Source organism: Allorhizobium sonneratiae, assembly GCF_023700755.1.
In the GTDB taxonomy this organism is placed as follows: domain Bacteria; phylum Pseudomonadota; class Alphaproteobacteria; order Rhizobiales; family Rhizobiaceae; genus Allorhizobium; species Allorhizobium sonneratiae.
In genome coordinates this window covers 49560-67381 of sequence record NZ_JAMKOJ010000008.1, presented here as the reverse complement: position 1 = coordinate 67381, position 17822 = coordinate 49560, and the positions used below count along the sequence as shown (strand labels likewise).

At 56.9% G+C, this 17822-nt stretch carries 17 protein-coding genes; 4 read left to right on the top strand and 13 right to left on the bottom strand.

What is annotated here, in order from left to right:
- Window positions 1–17: 17 nt before the first annotated feature.
- From bamA to NAC44_RS14975, 9 genes are all read right to left on the bottom strand, one after another.
- Window positions 18–2378 (bottom strand): outer membrane protein assembly factor BamA, encoded by a 2361-nt coding sequence (bamA, locus tag NAC44_RS15015; RefSeq protein WP_250942043.1) that lies wholly within the window; start codon window positions 2376–2378, stop codon window positions 18–20.
- Window positions 2379–2803: 425 nt separating this feature from the next.
- Window positions 2804–3919, bottom strand: coding sequence for an RIP metalloprotease RseP (rseP, locus tag NAC44_RS15010; RefSeq protein WP_420839958.1), 1116 nt, complete (start codon window positions 3917–3919; stop codon window positions 2804–2806).
- Between the two features lie 126 nt (window positions 3920–4045).
- Window positions 4046–4885: a phosphatidate cytidylyltransferase gene (locus NAC44_RS15005; RefSeq protein WP_250942041.1), complete on the bottom strand. Its 840-nt coding sequence runs from the start codon at window positions 4883–4885 to the stop codon at window positions 4046–4048.
- A 4-nt stretch (window positions 4886–4889) separates the two neighbouring features.
- The gene (locus NAC44_RS15000; protein ID WP_250942040.1) at window positions 4890–5636 is read right to left on the bottom strand and encodes an isoprenyl transferase; all 747 of its coding nucleotides are present in this window, start codon (window positions 5634–5636) and stop codon (window positions 4890–4892) included.
- Between the two features lie 260 nt (window positions 5637–5896).
- Window positions 5897–6457, bottom strand: a complete 561-nt coding sequence (frr, locus tag NAC44_RS14995) for a ribosome recycling factor (RefSeq protein WP_250942039.1) — start codon at window positions 6455–6457, stop codon at window positions 5897–5899.
- Window positions 6458–6515: 58 nt separating this feature from the next.
- Window positions 6516–7238: a UMP kinase gene (pyrH, locus tag NAC44_RS14990; protein ID WP_250942038.1), complete on the bottom strand. Its 723-nt coding sequence runs from the start codon at window positions 7236–7238 to the stop codon at window positions 6516–6518.
- 185 nt (window positions 7239–7423) lie between these two features.
- Window positions 7424–8350 carry a translation elongation factor Ts gene (gene tsf, locus NAC44_RS14985; RefSeq protein WP_250942037.1) on the bottom strand — a complete coding sequence of 309 codons (927 nt, stop codon included), beginning with the start codon at window positions 8348–8350 and terminating at the stop codon, window positions 7424–7426.
- Window positions 8351–8641: 291 nt separating this feature from the next.
- The gene (gene rpsB, locus NAC44_RS14980) at window positions 8642–9409 is read right to left on the bottom strand and encodes a 30S ribosomal protein S2 (RefSeq protein WP_250942034.1); all 768 of its coding nucleotides are present in this window, start codon (window positions 9407–9409) and stop codon (window positions 8642–8644) included.
- 213 nt (window positions 9410–9622) lie between these two features.
- Window positions 9623–10438, bottom strand: coding sequence for a cell envelope integrity EipB family protein (locus NAC44_RS14975; RefSeq protein WP_250942032.1), 816 nt, complete (start codon window positions 10436–10438; stop codon window positions 9623–9625).
- Between the two features lie 226 nt (window positions 10439–10664).
- Here NAC44_RS14975 and NAC44_RS14970 point away from each other — a divergent pair, with 226 nt between their 5' ends.
- From NAC44_RS14970 to NAC44_RS14955, 4 genes are read left to right on the top strand one after another with little or no spacing between them, the layout of a single operon-like run.
- Window positions 10665–11132, top strand: coding sequence for a RidA family protein (locus NAC44_RS14970; RefSeq protein WP_250942030.1), 468 nt, complete (start codon window positions 10665–10667; stop codon window positions 11130–11132).
- Window positions 11129–11848, top strand: a complete 720-nt coding sequence (locus tag NAC44_RS14965) for a glycerophosphodiester phosphodiesterase (RefSeq protein WP_250942028.1) — start codon at window positions 11129–11131, stop codon at window positions 11846–11848. The genes NAC44_RS14970 and NAC44_RS14965 overlap by 4 nt, the downstream gene beginning before the upstream one ends.
- 9 nt (window positions 11849–11857) lie before the next feature.
- Entirely contained in the window at window positions 11858–13066 is a 1209-nt protein-coding gene (locus NAC44_RS14960; RefSeq protein ID WP_250942027.1) for a GNAT family N-acetyltransferase, read from the top strand.
- A gap of 56 nt (window positions 13067–13122) precedes the next feature.
- On the top strand, window positions 13123–13551 hold the full coding sequence (locus NAC44_RS14955; RefSeq protein WP_250942025.1) for an HIT family protein: 429 nt from the start codon (window positions 13123–13125) through the stop codon (window positions 13549–13551).
- Here NAC44_RS14955 and NAC44_RS14950 read toward each other — a convergent pair.
- The 4 genes from NAC44_RS14950 to clpS all read right to left on the bottom strand — a co-directional run bounded on the left by NAC44_RS14950 (window position 13546) and on the right by clpS (window position 17548).
- The gene (locus NAC44_RS14950) at window positions 13546–13878 is read right to left on the bottom strand and encodes an AzlD domain-containing protein (protein WP_250942023.1); all 333 of its coding nucleotides are present in this window, start codon (window positions 13876–13878) and stop codon (window positions 13546–13548) included. The genes NAC44_RS14955 and NAC44_RS14950 overlap by 6 nt on opposite strands.
- The gene (locus tag NAC44_RS14945) at window positions 13875–14648 is read right to left on the bottom strand and encodes an AzlC family ABC transporter permease (protein WP_420839956.1); all 774 of its coding nucleotides are present in this window, start codon (window positions 14646–14648) and stop codon (window positions 13875–13877) included. The genes NAC44_RS14950 and NAC44_RS14945 overlap by 4 nt, the downstream gene beginning before the upstream one ends.
- A 70-nt stretch (window positions 14649–14718) precedes the next feature.
- Complete coding sequence (clpA, locus tag NAC44_RS14940) at window positions 14719–17187, bottom strand: ATP-dependent Clp protease ATP-binding subunit ClpA (protein WP_250942021.1); 2469 nt, start codon at window positions 17185–17187, stop codon at window positions 14719–14721.
- Window positions 17188–17197: 10 nt separating this feature from the next.
- Window positions 17198–17548 (bottom strand): ATP-dependent Clp protease adapter ClpS, encoded by a 351-nt coding sequence (gene clpS / locus NAC44_RS14935; protein WP_250942020.1) that lies wholly within the window; start codon window positions 17546–17548, stop codon window positions 17198–17200.
- Window positions 17549–17822 lie beyond the last annotated feature (274 nt).

Here is a 17822-nt window from a genome sequence, read left to right as displayed (position 1 = left end):
GGCTTCGACTACAGAAATCAGAACTGGTTCGCAATGGAGAATCTGAACTGCTGCACCTTGTCATAGCTTTCTTTTACAACCGGCTGTGCAAAATCGAAACGCAGGGGACCGAAAGGAGACGCCCAAACGACGCCAGCACCGACAGAAGCCCGCCACGACATGGAATTACCTTCTACACCACTCGGATCCGATACGTCAGACCCGTAAAGTGTTCCAGCATCCGAAAATACGGCAAGCCGCAGACCGATATCCTGAGAGATACCCGGGAACGGAGCAGTGGCTTCGGCAGAGGCGGTGATATACGTCGTACCGCCAAGCGCATCGCCATCCTTGACCGTACGCGGACCGATACCATTGTTTTCGAAACCACGCACCTGCGTGCCACCAAGCTGGAACTGGTCGAAGACATGCAGGCCGTCACCGGTCGAGAACACATGACCGCCACCGATCGACAAGGAGCCGATGATGTCTTGTTGATCCGACAAGGTCTTGTAATAGCGGGCCTTGCCGAACAACTTATAGTAGTTCGAATCACCGCCGAGACCGGCATATTCCTGAGTCACAGTGGCGTAAATGCCCTCATGCGGCATCGTCTGACTGTCGAGCGTATTATAAGTCAAGGACTGCGACACAGACGAGACCGTCCACGGGCTACCCTCGATCAGATCGATATAGGTCTGCGACATGGTGTCATCAGACGTACCTGCAATTCCATCAGCGCCGAAGGCACCGTTATTGCGATACTTGATCTGCTTATAGGTGTAACGGAAGGTGGTCGCCAGCTCATCCGTGATGGGCGCAGTCACACGGAAAGTGCCACCCTGCTCGTCGTACTTATAATAATCATTGCTGCTGGTCGTGCTCTTGAACAGATCGAAGCCGACCGCAAGACGGTAACCGAGGAAATAGGGCTCGGTGAAGGACAAGTTGTAGGTCTGACTGTCGTCCGTACCAGCACCCGCTGCAACACGGATATACTGACCGCGACCAAGGAAGTTCTTTTCTTCCACCGATGCTTCGAGAATAAGACCCGAACCGCCAACAGAATAACCAGCACCGATACCGAATGAGCCCGTCGGCTGATCTTCAACATTCACGACGACAATAACGCGGTCCGGCGCACTGCCCTGTTTCGTCGTGATATTGACCGAGCTGAAATAGCCCAGAGCTTCAAGCCTGCGCTTGGCGCGAGCAATCATTTCCTGGTTGAAGGCATCGCCTTCGCTGAAATCGAATTCGCGACGGATGACATAATCGCGCGTACGGGTGTTGCCACGGATTTCGATCCGCTCGACATAGGCGCGCTCACCCTGATCCACCATATAGGTCACACCAATCGTGCCAGTCTGCGGGTCACGATTGCCGCGCGGCACGATGCGCACGAAAGGATAGCCCTTGGCCGACACAGCCTTGGACAGCGCTTCCATGGTCTTCTGAATCTTGCTTGCGTTGTAGACGTCACCCTTCGACGTCAGAAGCTGCGACTTCAACTGCGACGCATCGATATTCGGAACGCTGCTCTCGATATTGATATCGCCGAAGGTGTATCTGCGGCCCTCATCTACAGAAATATTGATCGTGTAGGCATTGGTCTGCTCATTCAGCGACGCATCAGCCGACAGGATACGGAAGTCTGCATAACCATGATCATAATAGAACTGACGCAGCAGATCCTCATCCGAATGCAGCTTCTCCTCGCTGAAGACGTCACGGCGCGTCAGGAAGGAGAGCGGATTGGACTTTTTCGTCTGCATCACCGAAGCAAGACGGCTATCACTGAAAGCGTGATTGCCGCTGAAATTGATCGCAGCGATCTTGGTGCGATCACCTTCATTGATGACGAAGGCCAGATTCACCCGCCCAGGAGAAACCTGATAGGTTTGGGTCGTTACCTTGACGTCATTACGCCCAATGGCAGCATAAGCCTGCTTGATGCGCTCAATATCGGCATTCACCATTTCGGTGCTGTACGGACCAAGGGGCTGGGTCTTTACGATCCCGGAAAGCTTGTCACTCTTGATCTTGCGATTGCCATTGAAAACGACCTGATTGACCAGCTCGTTTTCCTTGACCTTTACGACAAGGGCACCACCGGAAACGGAAATGTTCACATTGGCGAAGAAGCCAGTCTCGTAAAGACGTTTGACCGACTCATCGATGTCGCTGTTGCTAAAAGCCTTGCCCGGCTTGATCGTCAGGTTGGACTTTACCGCGTCAGAACCAACGCGGGACGCGCCCACAACCTCGATCCGCTGAATTGTCGCAGCATTAGCAACAGAAGCGGAAGTGACCACAGCGAGGCCCGCGCCCAAGGAAACTACACCAGCAGACAGCGCTACCGCTGATACCGCGTTCAACAATCTTGAACCAGCCTTCATGTGAACTTCTTACCTTTTTTCCGTTGTCCCTCGGTCCTGAAACCGACTCCGGTCCGTTCGTGGTTTTAACCGCTTTTCCTCTACAAGCAAGTGCGCGCGTTAATTTCCATTTACTTCATTTGGATGCGTGGCCCATTCGCCACTACCAAGTTGAATTATGGTAAACAAACCATTGCCGCCGTTGCAAGCGTAAGCCACGTTCTGACTGTTTCCATGCACAAGGAAAAGACAGCCTGCAAGCGGAATTTTTGATTTTGCATGAAACCACCGGCATTTATCCAAAAATCCGCTGACAAAAACACATCACGGTCCTTGGACGCCAACCGTCCCAAAACATGACATCCCTCAAGCGACCACGGCTCACTTACACTGTCTTTTACCTGTTTCCTGAACCATCGGGCCAGTATCGGCCGAATGCGTAAAATTCAGCCGATCAAACGGCTGATATCATTCCAGGTCGCAAAGACCATCAGGCCGAGAATCATGGCAAAACCGATCCGGAAGGCGATATCCTGAACGCGGGCGCTGACCGGCTTACCGCGAAAAGCCTCCAGCAGGTAAAGCATAAGGTGGCCGCCATCGAGAACCGGAACAGGCATCAGATTGATCATGCCAATCGAGACGGACAGGACCGCCGCCAGTTGCAGCAACGCGCCAATGCCTAGCGTCGCCACCTGGCCGGAGGCCTGCGCCACCCGAATCGGCCCACCCAACTCATCGGCGCTCAGGCGACCGGCAATCAAGCCGCGCAGATAGTCCACCGTGCTGGTCACAATCGACCAAGTCTGCCGTGCACCTTCGACGAGGGATTGACCAAGGTTCAGTTTTTCCACACGAAACTTGCCGACACTGGCCGTGGTGATCACCCCGATCTGGCCGACTTCGGAGACATTACCGAATCGATCCTTAACCTCTGTCGGGCGGGGTGTGATCGTCACATGAATGACTTTATCGCCCCGCTTCAGCGTTACGGCAATGGGAACGCCCGGACGGAGGCTGACATATCGCACAACGTCCTCGAAGGTCGTCATCCTCTCGCCATCGAGCGCGGAGAGCACATCCCCCGGCATAACGCCTGCCGCTGCGGCGGCACTGTCTGCCTTCACCTCTGCAACAATCGGGTCTGATACGGCCCGTCCGTAGAGAAAGAAGGTCGCGGAAAATATCGCAATCGCCAGCAGGAAATTAAAGATCGGACCGGCGGCCACCGTGGCAGCCCGTTTCCACAGCGCCGCACCATTCAGGGTCTGCGCCTTTTCTTCCGGTGAAAGCGCCGCATAGGCCTCGGCATCCGTCGTGCTGGCGGCATCGGCATCACCGAAAAACCGTACATAGCCGCCAAGCGGGATGGCGCTGAGTTTCCAGCGTGTGCCATGCCGGTCATTGAAACCGATCAGTTCCGGACCAAAGCCCAGTGAAAAGGCCAGAACCCTGATACCAGACAGACGGCCGACCAGATAATGTCCCATTTCATGAATGAAAACAATCAGGGACAGCACGACGATAAAGGGGATCAGATATCCCGTCAGCATGTGAATCATCGTGTCTGTTCCGCCCTGTGGTTGTCATTGCGCCGGATAAGCCCGACCGCATACTTCGCATTAGGCGATATTTAAGCCGATAATAAGCTCTATCGCAATGTCCTGACCAGCTTACAGGGTCCGTTCCTAACCGCCAAGACCGAAGAACAGTCTGCCGAGCGAATCCATATCAGGTGCTGCGCCGGCCGCCATGAAGCAGGCAATGATAAAAGCGGCAGCGGAGGCAGCAAGCAACCCGTCCACCCGGTCCATGACGCCGCCATGGCCAGGAATAAGCCGACCGGAATCCTTAACCCCGAAGCGACGTTTGATAAAGGATTCAAACAAATCCCCCATCTGAGAAAATACGGACAGAACGAGCGAAAGCAGCGGAATCCACCAACCCACACTGGAGAAAAATCCAAATGCGACGATAGAGCCACCAGCAATGCCAGCAATCGTACCGGCAATGGCGCCAGACCAGGTTTTGCCGGGCGAAATACGTGGCGCAAGCTTTGGTCCGCCAATGGCTCTACCGATGAAATAGGCGAGGATATCGGTACTCCAGACGATGACAAAAACAAACAGCATGGCAACGAAGCCGAGGGCATCATCACCTCGAATGGAGGTCAGTGACACCATGCACAGACCAGCATAAAAAACGCCGCCTGGCAGCCACCAGTTCAGCTTGCGCAACAAAGCAAGCAGAATAAGCGTTAGGCCGCAGCCCCCCAGAATTGGCAGGCTAAAGGACGAATCGCCCAAAACAAGATTGAAAGCCAGCACCACTATGACCATCCAGCCAACGGTTTTGGCCCGAAGCGTACTGTTGTCTTTCTGGGTAATCTCACTCCACTCGAGATAGACCGCCACACCGATAACGACGGAAAGCAGCCTGAACGCCATACCGCCCATGAATGTGGCGATAAGAACCACAATCAGCATGACGATGGATGAGAGTGTTCGCAGCTGCAGTTCCTTGCTCATGCCATTACGTCTCCGCACCGGCCGCGGCTGGCTGGAGTCCACCAAACCGACGACTGCGGGCGGAATATCGTGACAGCGCCGCCAGAAATTGTTCTGCGCCGAAATCAGGCCAGTATTCCGGCACGAACATCAGTTCCGCATAGGCCGCCTGCCAGAGCAGGAAATTGGAAAGCCGCTCTTCACCGCTGGTCCGGATGATGAGATCGGGATCAGGCATGTCATGTGTATCGAGACGTGCAGCGATCTCCTGCTCACACACAGACGAAGCTGCCAGTTTGCCGGACAAGACATCATCGAGGACAGCCTTCGCAGCCCGGGTGATCTCATTGCGAGCGCCATAATTGAAGGCGATCACCAAGGTCATGCCAGTATTGCCGGAGGTACTGTCTTCCGCCTCACAAAGGAGTGCCAGAATATCGGGCTTTAATGTTGTGCGCTCGCCAATCACCCTGACGCGGACATTACGGGAGCGCAGTTCCGCCAGATCGCGACGGATAAAGGTCTTCAACAGACCGAAAAGATCGTTGATCTCGGCCTCGGGCCGACGCCAGTTTTCAGAGGAAAAGGCAAAAAGGGTCAGATAACGCACCCCGACCTCGCCAGCTGCGCGCACGACATCGCGAACACTGCCCACGCCCTGATGATGACCGAAGCTGCGCGGCAGTCCGCGTGCCTTCGCCCAACGGCCATTACCGTCCATGATGATGGCAACATGGTCCGGAAGGCCGGCTTGTCTTTCGTGCGTGGTCATATCAGGTCCCGCAAACGGATTGCAGCTGGGGAAAGGCGAAGATCTTAAGCAGATGCTAGAACATGTTCCGCCCGGCTTAAAGCCTATTACAGCGCCATGCGCAATATTATGGCGCACGGAGGTTCGCTGTAAAACTTTATATCTGCTGCATAATTTATTCCCCAAACCGATTCCGGTTTCAGAAAGCATGCAGCAGGCAAGAGAACATGCTCCGGCAAAGCAAGGGTGCGATCCCGAATATTCAGGAAACGCCGGATGCGTTAGACCTGCATGATTTCCTTTTCTTTTTCAACGAGCAAACGATCGACATCAGAAATGTTATCATCGGTCATTTTCTGAACTTTTTCAGAAAGACTGCGCGCATCGTCCTTGCCGATATCGCCATCTTTCTCGGCTTTTTTCAGGCCTTCCATACCGTCGCGTCGCACATGACGAATGGCGACTTTGGCATTTTCAGCATAGCCATGCGCAACCTTGACCAGCGACTTGCGCCGTTCTTCGTTGAGTTCGGGCAGAGGAATGCGCAGCGTCTGGCCATCCATGATCGGATTAAGACCGAGATTGGATTCGCGAATGGCGCGATCCACCGCACCCACCATGGTTTTGTCCCAGACGGACACGCTCAACATGCGCGGCTCGGGAACGGTAATATTGGCAACGGCATTCAGCGGCGAGCGCGAACCATAGGCTTCGACGGTCACCGGATCGAGAATATTCGCCGAGGCGCGCCCGGTTCTGAGCGAAGCAATATCGTTTTTGAAAGCCTGGATCGCGCCATCCATGCGACGCTTCAGATCGTTGAGGTCAACCCCTGCAGTCATGCTAGATTCTCCATAAATTTCGGCCATATGCCTTCAAAACCGGGAAATGCCGGCTCTGTCAATTGTCGCTGACGATGGTTTTTACGCCGCCACCTGCCAGAATCTCACCAAACCCACCCTTTTCATGAATGGAAAACACGATAATCGGGATCTGGTTTTCCCGCGCAAGCGCCACGGCGGCAACATCCATGACAGCGAGCCCCTTGCTCAACACCTCGTCATGGGTCAGATGGTCGAAACGGGTGGCGTGCGGATCCTTCTTCGGGTCAGCCGAATAAATGCCATCGACCTGTGTGCCCTTGAAGATCGCCTCGGCCCCCATTTCCGCGGCCCTCAGTGCGGCAGCCGAATCGGTGGTGAAGAAGGGATTGCCCGTGCCGCCGGCAAAAATCACGACACGGCCCTGAGCAAGATGATGCAGCGCCACGCGCTGGGAAAAGCTTTCGCAGATTTCGGGCATGGCAATCGCGGACAGGACCACTGTATCGATATTGAGCTTGCGCAGCGAGGTGGCCAGCGCCAGCGCGTTGATCACCGTGCCCAACATGCCCATGTGGTCACCGGTTACCCGATCGCCGCCCTTGGAGGCGACGGCGACGCCGCGGAAAATATTACCGCCACCGACAACGACACCGACATCGACGCCCATGGCGCGAGCCTCGGCGATATCGCCGGCAATGCGATCGGCCACGGCGACATCGATGCCAAAGCCCTGCGCGCCCATCAGCGCTTCACCGGAGGCTTTCAACAGAACACGCTTGTAGAGTGGCTTGGAGGTCATGGTCTCTCCTCAGGCATGAGCGAGCCGGAAGAACGGCCCCGGCAGATGCGGACGAACGAAAATGGATGCTCTAATGACAGCCCGCAATTCGTGGGTCTGTCATTTACACATGCCCGATACACGAAGGGCACCGCGTTGTCACGCGATGCCCTGCATTATCCCAACATAAGCGCTGGTTATCGAAATCAGCCCTTGGCGGCAGCGGCCACTTCAGCGGCGAAGTCGGTTTCTTCCTTCTCGATGCCTTCACCAAGCAGCAGACGGGCCATGCCGGTGATTTCGATCGGCGCGCCAACATCCTTTTCGGCTTCCTTCAGCGCTGCAGCAACCGTCAGATCGGGATTGATGACGAAAGCCTGCGACAGAAGAGCAACTTCTTCAAAGAACTTGCGCATACGGCCTTCCACCATCTTTTCGATGATGTTGTCCGGCTTGCCCGAAGCACGGGACTGTTCAATGAACACATTGCGCTCACGCTCGGCAACGGCGGCATCCACTTCCTCGGAGCGAACAGCCAGCGGGTTGGTCGCAGCGATATGCATGGCGACCTGACGACCGATGGCGGCAAGAGCATCCTTGTTGCCGGTGGACTTCAGAGCCACCAGAACGCCGAGCTTGCCAAGACCGTCGGTGACGGCATTGTGAACGTATGTAGCAACGACACCGTCTTCGACCTTGAGCTGGGCGGCGCGGCGCAGCGTCATGTTTTCGCCGATGGTGGCAATCGCATCCTTCAGCGAATCGGCAACGCTCTTGCCCGTGGCCGGATAGGCGGCGGCAGCAACAGCCTCAACCGAACCGTCGGTGGTCAGGGCCACCTGAGCAATGCCGCGCACCAGATCCTGGAAGGCATCGTTGCGGGCAACGAAGTCGGTTTCGGAGTTGACTTCAACGACAACAGCCGTCGTGCCGGCGCTGGCGATGCCGATCAGGCCTTCCGCTGCGGTGCGGCCCGACTTCTTGTCGGCCTTGGCGATGCCCTTGGCGCGCAGCCAGTCGATGGCGGCTTCCATATCACCAGCCGTTTCGGCCAGAGCTTTTTTGCAATCCATCATGCCTGCGCCGGTCTTTTCGCGCAGTTCCTTCACCATTGCAGCAGTGATTTCGGTCATTGTTTGCCTCTTGTTGAGTTCATGGGGCACGCAGCCAAGCGCATCTGAGGGAATCACCCCGCAGTGCGGGCGGCACCCAAGCCGGGCACGAGTTGTACCCGAAACTGTTACAGCGTGATGAAACCCGTCTTCATCACGCGACAGAACAGGCCAGTTGTTTTAAAAAACGGATTTTCTTGTTTCCTGGACACAAGAGAAATCACTTGCCTGAATGAAACAGGCCGCCTTACAGCCAGATGCTGCCGGCGGCCCGCGCATGTCTTGGGAATGGTCAGACCATTCCGCTATCGATCAAGCCTCAGCGCCGTCTACCAGAGCAGGCTCGATCGGGGCTTCAACGGAAGCACCGAGATCGCGGCCCGAAGCACCCTGCTGACGGGCGAGGCCGTCGATGGCAGCACGCGAGATCAGATCGCAGTAAAGAGCGATAGCGCGCGATGCATCGTCATTGCCCGGGATCGGATAGTCGATCAGGTCCGGATCGCAGTTGGAATCGATCACGGCAACGACCGGAATACCAAGACGCTTGGCTTCGTCGATAGCGATCTTTTCCTTGTTGGTGTCGATGATCACCATCAGGTCGGGGGTGCCGCCCATGTCGCGGATACCGCCGAGAGCCTTGTCCAGCTTTTCGCGCTCGCGCTCAAGGTTCAGGCGTTCCTTCTTGGAATAGCCCTGAGCCTCGCTGTTGAGGATTTCGTCGAGCTTGCGCAGACGCTGGATCGAGTTGGAAATGGTCTTCCAGTTGGTCATCATGCCGCCGAGCCAGCGGGAGTTGACGTAATACTGGGCCGAACGCTTCGCGGCGTCGGCAACCAGATCGGAGGCCTGACGCTTGGTGCCGACGAAAAGAACGCGGCCACCGCGCGAAACGGTGTCGGAAACAACCTGAAGCGCGCGGCTCATCATCGGAACCGTCTGGGTCAGGTCGAGAATGTGGATGTTGTTGCGGTCGCCGAAGATATAGGGCTTCATCTTCGGGTTCCAGCGATGGGTCTGGTGACCGAAGTGAACGCCGGCTTCCAGCAGCTGACGCATGGTAAAATCAGGCAAAGCCATGCCTTGGAACTCCTTTTCCGGTTGAACCTCCGCAGTGCAAACAGCGACTTATCAGGCCGCCACCGGGCGGAACGGGCCGGATGTCTCCCGGCCAATCCCAAGCACCACGTGTGGAATGGGGGTCGCCTTATAGCGATTTTCACAGTAAATCAAGGCTTGGAAGAAAAAATCACCGAAAGGATGGATATTTTCCCTCGCTTTGCGGCGACATCCTCATTGCTGCTGATCACAGGCAGGTTCAGGCAGAAGATCCAGCTTCGACAGCTTTCCGGTCAGAACGATATCGCCGTAATCCAGCGTCAGATTGCGCGTCACACCGTTATCATAGAGATCGAAGGTCTGGGTATAGCTCGGCACCTGATCGCCGCCAGAGACACTGTCATCATAATAGGCGATCGACACCGGATAATAGCGGTGATCGGGCAGCAGTTCGCCCTTTTTGCCCGAACGCCCGGCAGGGCCGATCACCGTGGTCGTCAGATAGCTCTTGTCGCCGTCTTCGGTGCCGTCAAAGACACGCGCCTGAAACAGATGGCCACCGCTTTCGGCCTTGCGCAACAGGTCGATCATATGTTCGGTGGGAAAACGCGCCGCCGCAAGCGTCAACTGCTTTTTTTGCGGTTCCAGCAGATCCACCTTCAGCCCCTGCGCGCCAATGACAGCAGCCCCCTTGATGTTCCGGTCGATCTTGTCATCGGTATAGGATTTGGTTTCAAAGTCGAAACGATGGGCGAGAACATTCTCGAATGTCCGGATCTGCTGATCGGTTATATTCACCTGATCGCCGGTATCGACCTTGGTGACGAAGCGGAAATTCGTCGTGTAGCCCGCACAGGCGGAGCCGGAAAATTCATAGACCATCCGCCCGCTCATATCCTCGACACCGGACTGGTCCGTCGCCTTCTTCAGCGTCACATCGTAGACGGCGCGATGCGGTTGCAGCCGGATTGCCTGCGCAGCCTCCCTGCCCGGCGTCACAATCGTGCTTGCCGTCAACGCCATTACCAGGGCCAAGCTCGCCTGCGCCATGCATATTCTCCTGTTATCCGCACCGACTGATGCTATAACATCGTGCAGAAAGTTTGAATTGGCACAATGTTATAAGGTTTGTACCTGCACATCGGATCATCCGAAAACCGCTTCACACTTTTCGGTCCGATGCTCTATAAGACCAGCCGTGTCAAAAGCGAGGCATTGCCTGCTTTGCCTTCAGCTTTATCACCACGTTTCATCAATCCAATCCGCGGGAAAACTCATGTCCGACAGCATTGACAGCCGACTGAACGCCCTTGGCATCCTTCTTCCCGTCGCCGCAGCGCCGGCGGCCAATTACGTTCCCTATGTCATCAGCGGCAATCTGCTTTATCTTTCCGGTCAATTGCCGCTCGAAGCAGGCAAGATTGCAGTTTCCGGCCTTCTCGGCAAGGATGTCTCGCTCGCGGATGGCCAGCGTGCTGCCGAGCTTTGCGCTATCAACATCCTTGCCCAGGCCAAAGCGGCGCTGGGTGATCTGGAACGCATCGTCAGGGTGGTCAAGCTTAATGGCTTCATCGCCTCCGCCCCCGATTTCACCGAGCAGCATCTGGTGATGAACGGCGCGTCCAACCTGATCGCCAATGTTCTGGGCGATGCCGGAAAACATGCCCGCGCCGCCGTTGGCATGGCCGCACTGCCGCTCAATGCCGCCGTTGAAGTGGACGCCATCATGGAGATCCGCCTGTGATCGACGCAAACTGGATCAAGGACGTGCCCGTTGCCCATCGCGGCCTGCACGACATGAACAAGACCGTGTGGGAAAACACGCTTTCAGCCGCCGCCCGTGCCATCGAAGCCGGTTTTGCCATTGAATGCGATCTGCAATATACCACAGACAGCGTGCCGGTGGTGTTTCACGACGACGACCTGCAGCGGCTTTGCGGTATTCCCGGCGATGTGCGCGCCAAAACCGCAGCGGAACTGAAGCTTCTCTCCATCGGCGGCACGAAGGACAAGGTGCCAAGGCTGAAAGACCTGCTCGATCTGGTCAGGGGGCAGGTGCCGCTCATCATCGAACTGAAGGGCCGAAAGGACGATGACGAAGGTTTTGTCGAGGATGTGCTGGAGGCTCTCTCCGGCTATCAGGGCAAGGTCGCGCTGATGAGTTTCGACCATCACCTTTTGAAAGAGCTGAAGGCGCTCAACTGCCCCTATCCGGTCGGCCTCACCGCCGAAGGCGTGAATCCGGAAACCTTCTTTGCCCATGACGAGGCCATGCAATACGGTCTCGATTTCATTTCCTACTGCGTCGCGCATCTGCCCAACAGCTTCATCGAAGCACAGCGGGCGAAAAACATTCCGGTGATCACCTGGACCGTCAGGGATGAAATCATGCGGAAGCACACCTATACTTATGCTGACCAGATGACATTCGAGGGCTTCGATCCGCGCGAAGCCGGATAAGGACGAACCATGAGTGGCGATGTGACCATCAAGGTCGTGCAATCTTTCAAGGAGATTGATGCCGACGGATGGAACAGGCTCACAGGCGCTGCCCGCAACAGGCCGGGCGGCGTCTATAATCCCTTCAACAGCCATGCCTTTCTTTCATCTCTGGAAGAATCGGGATCGGCCACCGCCAGAACCGGCTGGCTTGGCCATCATCTTCTGATGGAGGATGAGGACGGTGTGCTGCTAGGGGCGCTGCCCTGCTATCTCAAGAGCCATAGCAAGGGCGAATATGTGTTCGACCAGGGCTGGGCCGATGCTTATGAACGAGCAGGCGGCGATTATTATCCCAAACTGCAATCCGCCATTCCCTTCACCCCCGCCACCGGTCCGCGGATCATGCTGGCCGAGGGCATCGATCCCGCCAGCGGTCATGCAGCCCTTGCCGCAGGGCTTTCACAGGCAACGGAAAGGCTCGGCATCTCTTCCGCCCATGTCACCTTTCTGCCGGAAAGCGAGCTTGGCGCCTTTGAGACAGCGGGCTTTCTGCACCGCACCGACCAGCAGTTTCATTTCATCAATCGCGGCTATGGCGATCACGAAGCCTTTCTTGCCGAACTGTCATCCTCCAAACGCAAGAACCTGCGCAAGGAGCGCCGCACGGCGCTGCAAAACGGTATCACCATCGACTGGCTGACCGGCAAGGATCTGACGGAAGCCATCTGGGACCAGTTCTACGCCTTCTACATGGATACCGGCAGTCGCAAATGGGGCCGCCCCTATCTGACGCGCGATTTCTATTCACTGATCGGCGAGCGCATGGCCGACGACATTCTGCTGGTCATGGCCAAACGCGATGGTCGCTATATTGCCGGCGCGATCAATTTTATCGGCGAGGAAGTGCTTTTCGGCCGTCACTGGGGCTGTATCGAGGATCACCCCTTTCTGCATTTCGAGGTCTGTTATCATCAGGCGATCGATTATGCCCTTGCCCACAAGCTGAAAAAGGTCGAGGCTGGCGCCCAGGGCGAACACAAGCTGGCGCGCGGCTATGAGCCCGTTATCACCCATTCCGCCCATTTCATCAGCCATCCGGGCCTGCGCCGCGCCGTTGCCGCCTATCTGGAGGAAGAACGACGCGAGGTGGAACATATGGGCGATTATCTCGGCGGCCACACCCCCTTCCGCAAGGGCGAGCGGCAGCAGCGGGAGGGTGAAGAGCAGGATGGCTGAAGGCTTGCGTCGCGCCCCTCACCCGTTATACATCAACGGCAAATGAGGAGATGTCCATGACCGTTCCGGCCTATGATCCTGAGAATATTTTCGCCAAAATCTTGAAGGGGATCATTCCCTCGGTCAAGCTGTATGAGGATGAGGATACGCTTGCCTTCATGGATGTCATGCCGCAGGCGCCGGGCCATCTTCTGGTTATCCCGAAACAGGGATCGCGCAACATTCTCGATGCCGATCCCGTCGTTCTCGCCAGGCTGATGCCGGTGGTGCAGAAACTGGCCATCGCCGTCAAGCAGGCTTTCGAGGCTGATGGTGTCTATATCGCTCAGTTCAACGAACCGGCTGCCGGGCAGACGGTGTTTCACCTGCATTTCCACGTCATTCCCCGCCATGAAGGCGTGGGCCTGAAGCCGCATAGCGGCAGTATGGAAAAGATCGAGACCCTCACCGCCCATGCGGAAAAGATCAGGGCCTGCCTGTCATAACCAGACGAGCCCCAGCGCCAGCAACGCCAGCGCCACCGTCACGCCGACAATGATGCGCTGGCCTGCAAGCAGGAAGGCGATAAAGCCGATGGCGGCGGCGGCAAGCCGCAGCCATAAGGGGGATGCGGCCAACGCACCATTTGGAAAGACGATCAGCTTGGCGGTCAGCGCCATGACCAGAGCCGTCGCCACTGCCCGCACCCAGTAAAGCGCCTCGGAGCCCTCCTTCAGCCGGTTACCGGCAATGACGCCGAGCGTGCGCCAGACATCAGTTGCCATCCATCCGGCAATGATGATCACCACATAGGGCCAGTAATGGTCGATCATGCCGCCGTCTCCCTGTTGGCGATGGCCTTGCGACCGCGAATGAAGAACCGGTCGATCAGATAGGCCACTGTTCCGCCGCCAAGCCCGGCAACCAGAATATCGAAACCCGGCATCAGCACGGCCAGCAAAGGCCCGGCCAACACCCCGATGACGAAAGCGATCTTCACCACGCTCTGGCGTCCTGTCGCCCAGATCGAGGTCAGGAAATAAATCGGCGTCAGAAAAAACAGCACGCCCGCGACCAGCGGCGGAAACTTCGTCACCAGCCCGTAACACAAGCCGACAAGCAGCGTGTTGACCGTGACCAGCGTGATGCCAAACCCGGCGAAATAGGCCGTGCGGGCGACACGCGGCACATATTTGAACTGCCCCATCGAATAAACCCAGGCGGTGACAGCGACGAAATGCGACAGAATGATCAGCAGCCAGGTCGGCGTTTTGTCATTGCGCATTTCCGGCACCAGCGACGCCACCATCGGCATCATCCGGATCGATGAGAGCGTCACGGCGATGAAGCAGGCAACAAGGCTCGCTCCGCTCGACATCATGCCGACCAGGATCAGCTTGGCCGGCAAGGCCCAGATGATAAAGGTCATGAACATCGCTTCGTTGCGCGCAATACCGCTTTCGGCGGCAAAGGCGCTAAAACCAATGAAGGAGGTCATGAGAATGAAGGCTGGCAGGCTGAAAATCCCACGCATACCGGCAAGGAAATATTTCAGTCTGGAGACGGAGACCGTCTCTGCCTCGGACAGGGAGGGGGCATTCATGAAGAACTTCCAGAAAGAATGATGCCGGGTTTTTTAAAAACCCGGCATCATAAGAGATATCATCTATGTCTTATTTCTTTTTCGGCACCTTGGGAACCGATGATTTCTTCGATGCAGCAGCCTCGACCTCCGGCTCCGCCTTGGCCTTTTTCGGCCTGGCGCGCGGCTTGGCCATCACTTCGCCGTCATCAGGCTCTTCAGCCTGCACCTCGGTTTCCGGCTTCGGCTTGACGCGCCCTTCATCGGCAATCGCTTCCAGCGCCAGCTCTTCGCTGCCGTCCTCGCCGGACTTGACGCCCACCTTGACGACACCACCCTTGCGCAGCTTGCCGAACAGGATCTCATTGGCCAGCGGCTTCTTGATATGCTCCTGAATGACGCGCGACAGCGGCCTGGCCCCCATCTTTTCGTCATAACCACGCTTCGACAGCCATTCGATCGCTTCCGGTGCAAGATCGAAGGTCACGCCACGCTCGGAAAGCTGGGCTTCGAGCTGCATGACGAATTTCTGCACCACCTGATGGATGATCTCGGTCGGCAGCGGCGCGAACGGAATGGTCGCATCCAGACGGTTGCGGAATTCCGGGGTGAACAGGCGGTTCAGCGCCTCCTCATCCTCACCCGTGCGCTTGGACGAGCCGAAGCCGATGGCGGCCTTGGCCATTTCGCTCGCTCCGGCATTGGTGGTCATGATCAGGATGACATTGCGGAAGTCGATCTTCTTGCCGTTGTGATCGGTGAGCGAGCCATGATCCATCACCTGCAACAGGATGTTGTAGATGTCGGGATGGGCCTTTTCGATCTCGTCCAGCAGCACAACGCAATGCGGATGCTGATCGACGCCATCGGTCAAGAGACCGCCCTGATCGAAACCCACATAGCCGGGAGGGGCACCGAGCAGGCGCGAAACCGTATGCCGTTCCATATATTCCGACATATCGAAGCGCAGCAGTTCCACGCCGAGCGAAGCGGCAAGCTGCTTGGCCACTTCTGTCTTACCGACGCCAGTCGGGCCGGAGAAGACATAAGAACCGATCGGCTTGTTCGGCTCGCGAAGCCCGGCACGCGCCAGCTTGATCGAGGTGGACAGCGCTTCGATCGCCTTGTCCTGACCGTAAACGACCGAGCGCAATTCCTGCTCCAGATTGGCGAGCACCATCTCGTCATCCTTGGAGACGGTCTTGGGCGGAATGCGTGCCATGGTGGCAATGGTGGCCTCGATCTCCTTTTCAGTGATCAGCTTACGCCGTCTCGACACCGGTAACAGCATCTGCGCCGCCCCCGTCTCGTCGATCACGTCGATCGCCTTGTCCGGCAGTTTGCGGTCGCTGATATAGCGGGCCGAAAGCTCCACCGCCGTCTTGATCGCCTCGTTGGAATAGCGAAGCTTGTGATATTCCTCGAAATAGGGCTTCAACCCCTTCATGATTTCGATAGCATCATCGATCGACGGCTCGTTGACATCAATCTTCTGGAAGCGGCGCACCAGCGCCCGGTCCTTCTCGAAGAACTGGCGATATTCCTTGTAGGTGGTCGAACCGATGCAGCGGATTGCCCCGGAGGAAAGCGCCGGCTTCAACAGGTTGGAGGCATCCATCGCCCCGCCGGAGGTGGCGCCGGCACCGATGACGGTGTGGATTTCATCGATGAACAGCACCGCGCCGGGATAGTCTTCCAGTTCCTTGACGACCTGCTTCAGCCGCTCTTCGAAATCGCCGCGATAGCGGGTTCCGGCCAGAAGCGTGCCCATGTCGAGCGAGAAGATTGTCGCATCGGCAAGCGCCTCCGGCACCTTGCCTTCAACGATGCGCTTGGCAAGCCCCTCGGCAATGGCCGTCTTGCCAACACCGGGATCGCCGACATAAAGCGGATTGTTCTTCGAGCGGCGGCACAGAACCTGAATGGTGCGATTGACCTCGTCATTGCGGCCGATCAACGGATCGATCCGGCCATTTTTGGCCTTTTCGTTCAGGTTGACGCAATAGGCCTTCAGCGCATCCGGCTGCTTCTTGGCGGCCCCTTCTTCCTGCTCGCGGGCGGGCTTGGGCGCTTCCGTCTCGTCTTCGGCCCCGCGCGGCGTGCGGGTCTGCGAAGCGCCGGGGCGCTTGCCGATGCCATGCGAGATGTAATTGACGGCATCGTAACGGGTCATTTCCTGCTCCTGCAGGAAATAAGCGGCATGGCTTTCGCGCTCTGCGAAGATCGCCACCAGCACATTCGCCCCGGTCACTTCCTCGCGACCGGAAGATTGCACATGGATCACCGCCCGCTGGATGACACGCTGGAAGCCGGAGGTCGGCTTGGAGTCCTCGTCATAGCCGGTGATCAGATTGGACAGTTCATTGTCGACATAATCGGTAACGGTCTTGCGCAAAGCGTCGAGATTGACATTGCACGCCCCCATGACGGCGGCGGCGTCGGAATCGTCGATCAGGGCCAGCAGCAGATGTTCGAGCGTCGCATATTCGTGATGCCGCTCGTTGGCATAAGTGAGTGCCTGATGGAGGGCCTTTTCCAGGCTCGGAGCAAATGTTGGCACGGTCAGATCCTCATTTCTTTTCCATGACGCATTGCAGCGGGTGTTCGTGCTGCCGCGCGAAGTCCATGACTTGGCTTACCTTGGTTTCAGCGACCTCATAGGTGAAGACGCCGCATTCCCCTACCCCGTGGTTGTGCACATGCAGCATGATGATGGTTGCTGCTTCTCTGTCTTTCTGGAAAAACCGCTCCAGAATATGAATGACGAAATCCATGGGTGTGTAATCGTCATTCAGAAGAAGAACGCGATACAGGTTTGGTTTTTTTGTCTTTGGCTTCGTGCGTGTGATGACGGAGGTACCCCGTCCCGGGCCATCTCCGTTTGTCTGTTGTGCCTGCATGACGATCGGTTTAGCGATCATGTCCGTCCATTCTCCCGAGGTCTGGTCCTTATGCCCTGGCGAATCCCCGCCCGACCTCTCAAAAGCATAAGGTAGTGCATTTTGGCGCGATTTTAAGCCTCTCGCCACGCAGTGCAAACAGAATTGCGCTAAGCCCTCGAAAAACCCCGGAAGATCAACTCTTCCGCCAGCATCTGCAAAGCCTGCCACCTCAGGCTTTGGGTTTGTCTACGGCCTCTTTCGCCCTTTCGTTGCACCATTCATCCACTCTGCCCATGAAGTCCTGCCCGAAGCT

What these genes read in the sequence shown, in the direction of transcription:
- bamA (WP_250942043.1), bottom strand. Translation starts at nt 2,378, where the DNA reads ATGAAGGCTGGTTCAAGATTGTTGAACGCGGTATCAGCGGTAGCGCTG.
- rseP (WP_420839958.1), bottom strand. Translation starts at nt 3,919, where the DNA reads ATGATTCACATGCTGACGGGATATCTGATCCCCTTTATCGTCGTGCTG.
- NAC44_RS15005 (WP_250942041.1), bottom strand. Translation starts at nt 4,885, where the DNA reads ATGAGCAAGGAACTGCAGCTGCGAACACTCTCATCCATCGTCATGCTG.
- NAC44_RS15000 (WP_250942040.1), bottom strand. Translation starts at nt 5,636, where the DNA reads ATGACCACGCACGAAAGACAAGCCGGCCTTCCGGACCATGTTGCCATC.
- frr (WP_250942039.1), bottom strand. Translation starts at nt 6,457, where the DNA reads ATGACTGCAGGGGTTGACCTCAACGATCTGAAGCGTCGCATGGATGGC.
- pyrH (WP_250942038.1), bottom strand. Translation starts at nt 7,238, where the DNA reads ATGACCTCCAAGCCACTCTACAAGCGTGTTCTGTTGAAAGCCTCCGGT.
- tsf (WP_250942037.1), bottom strand. Translation starts at nt 8,350, where the DNA reads ATGACCGAAATCACTGCTGCAATGGTGAAGGAACTGCGCGAAAAGACC.
- rpsB (WP_250942034.1), bottom strand. Translation starts at nt 9,409, where the DNA reads ATGGCTTTGCCTGATTTTACCATGCGTCAGCTGCTGGAAGCCGGCGTT.
- NAC44_RS14975 (WP_250942032.1), bottom strand. Translation starts at nt 10,438, where the DNA reads ATGGCGCAGGCGAGCTTGGCCCTGGTAATGGCGTTGACGGCAAGCACG.
- NAC44_RS14970 (WP_250942030.1), top strand. Translation starts at nt 10,665, where the DNA reads ATGTCCGACAGCATTGACAGCCGACTGAACGCCCTTGGCATCCTTCTT.
- NAC44_RS14960 (WP_250942027.1), top strand. Translation starts at nt 11,858, where the DNA reads ATGAGTGGCGATGTGACCATCAAGGTCGTGCAATCTTTCAAGGAGATT.
- NAC44_RS14955 (WP_250942025.1), top strand. Translation starts at nt 13,123, where the DNA reads ATGACCGTTCCGGCCTATGATCCTGAGAATATTTTCGCCAAAATCTTG.
- NAC44_RS14950 (WP_250942023.1), bottom strand. Translation starts at nt 13,878, where the DNA reads ATGATCGACCATTACTGGCCCTATGTGGTGATCATCATTGCCGGATGG.
- NAC44_RS14945 (WP_420839956.1), bottom strand. Translation starts at nt 14,648, where the DNA reads ATGAATGCCCCCTCCCTGTCCGAGGCAGAGACGGTCTCCGTCTCCAGA.
- clpS (WP_250942020.1), bottom strand. Translation starts at nt 17,548, where the DNA reads ATGATCGCTAAACCGATCGTCATGCAGGCACAACAGACAAACGGAGAT.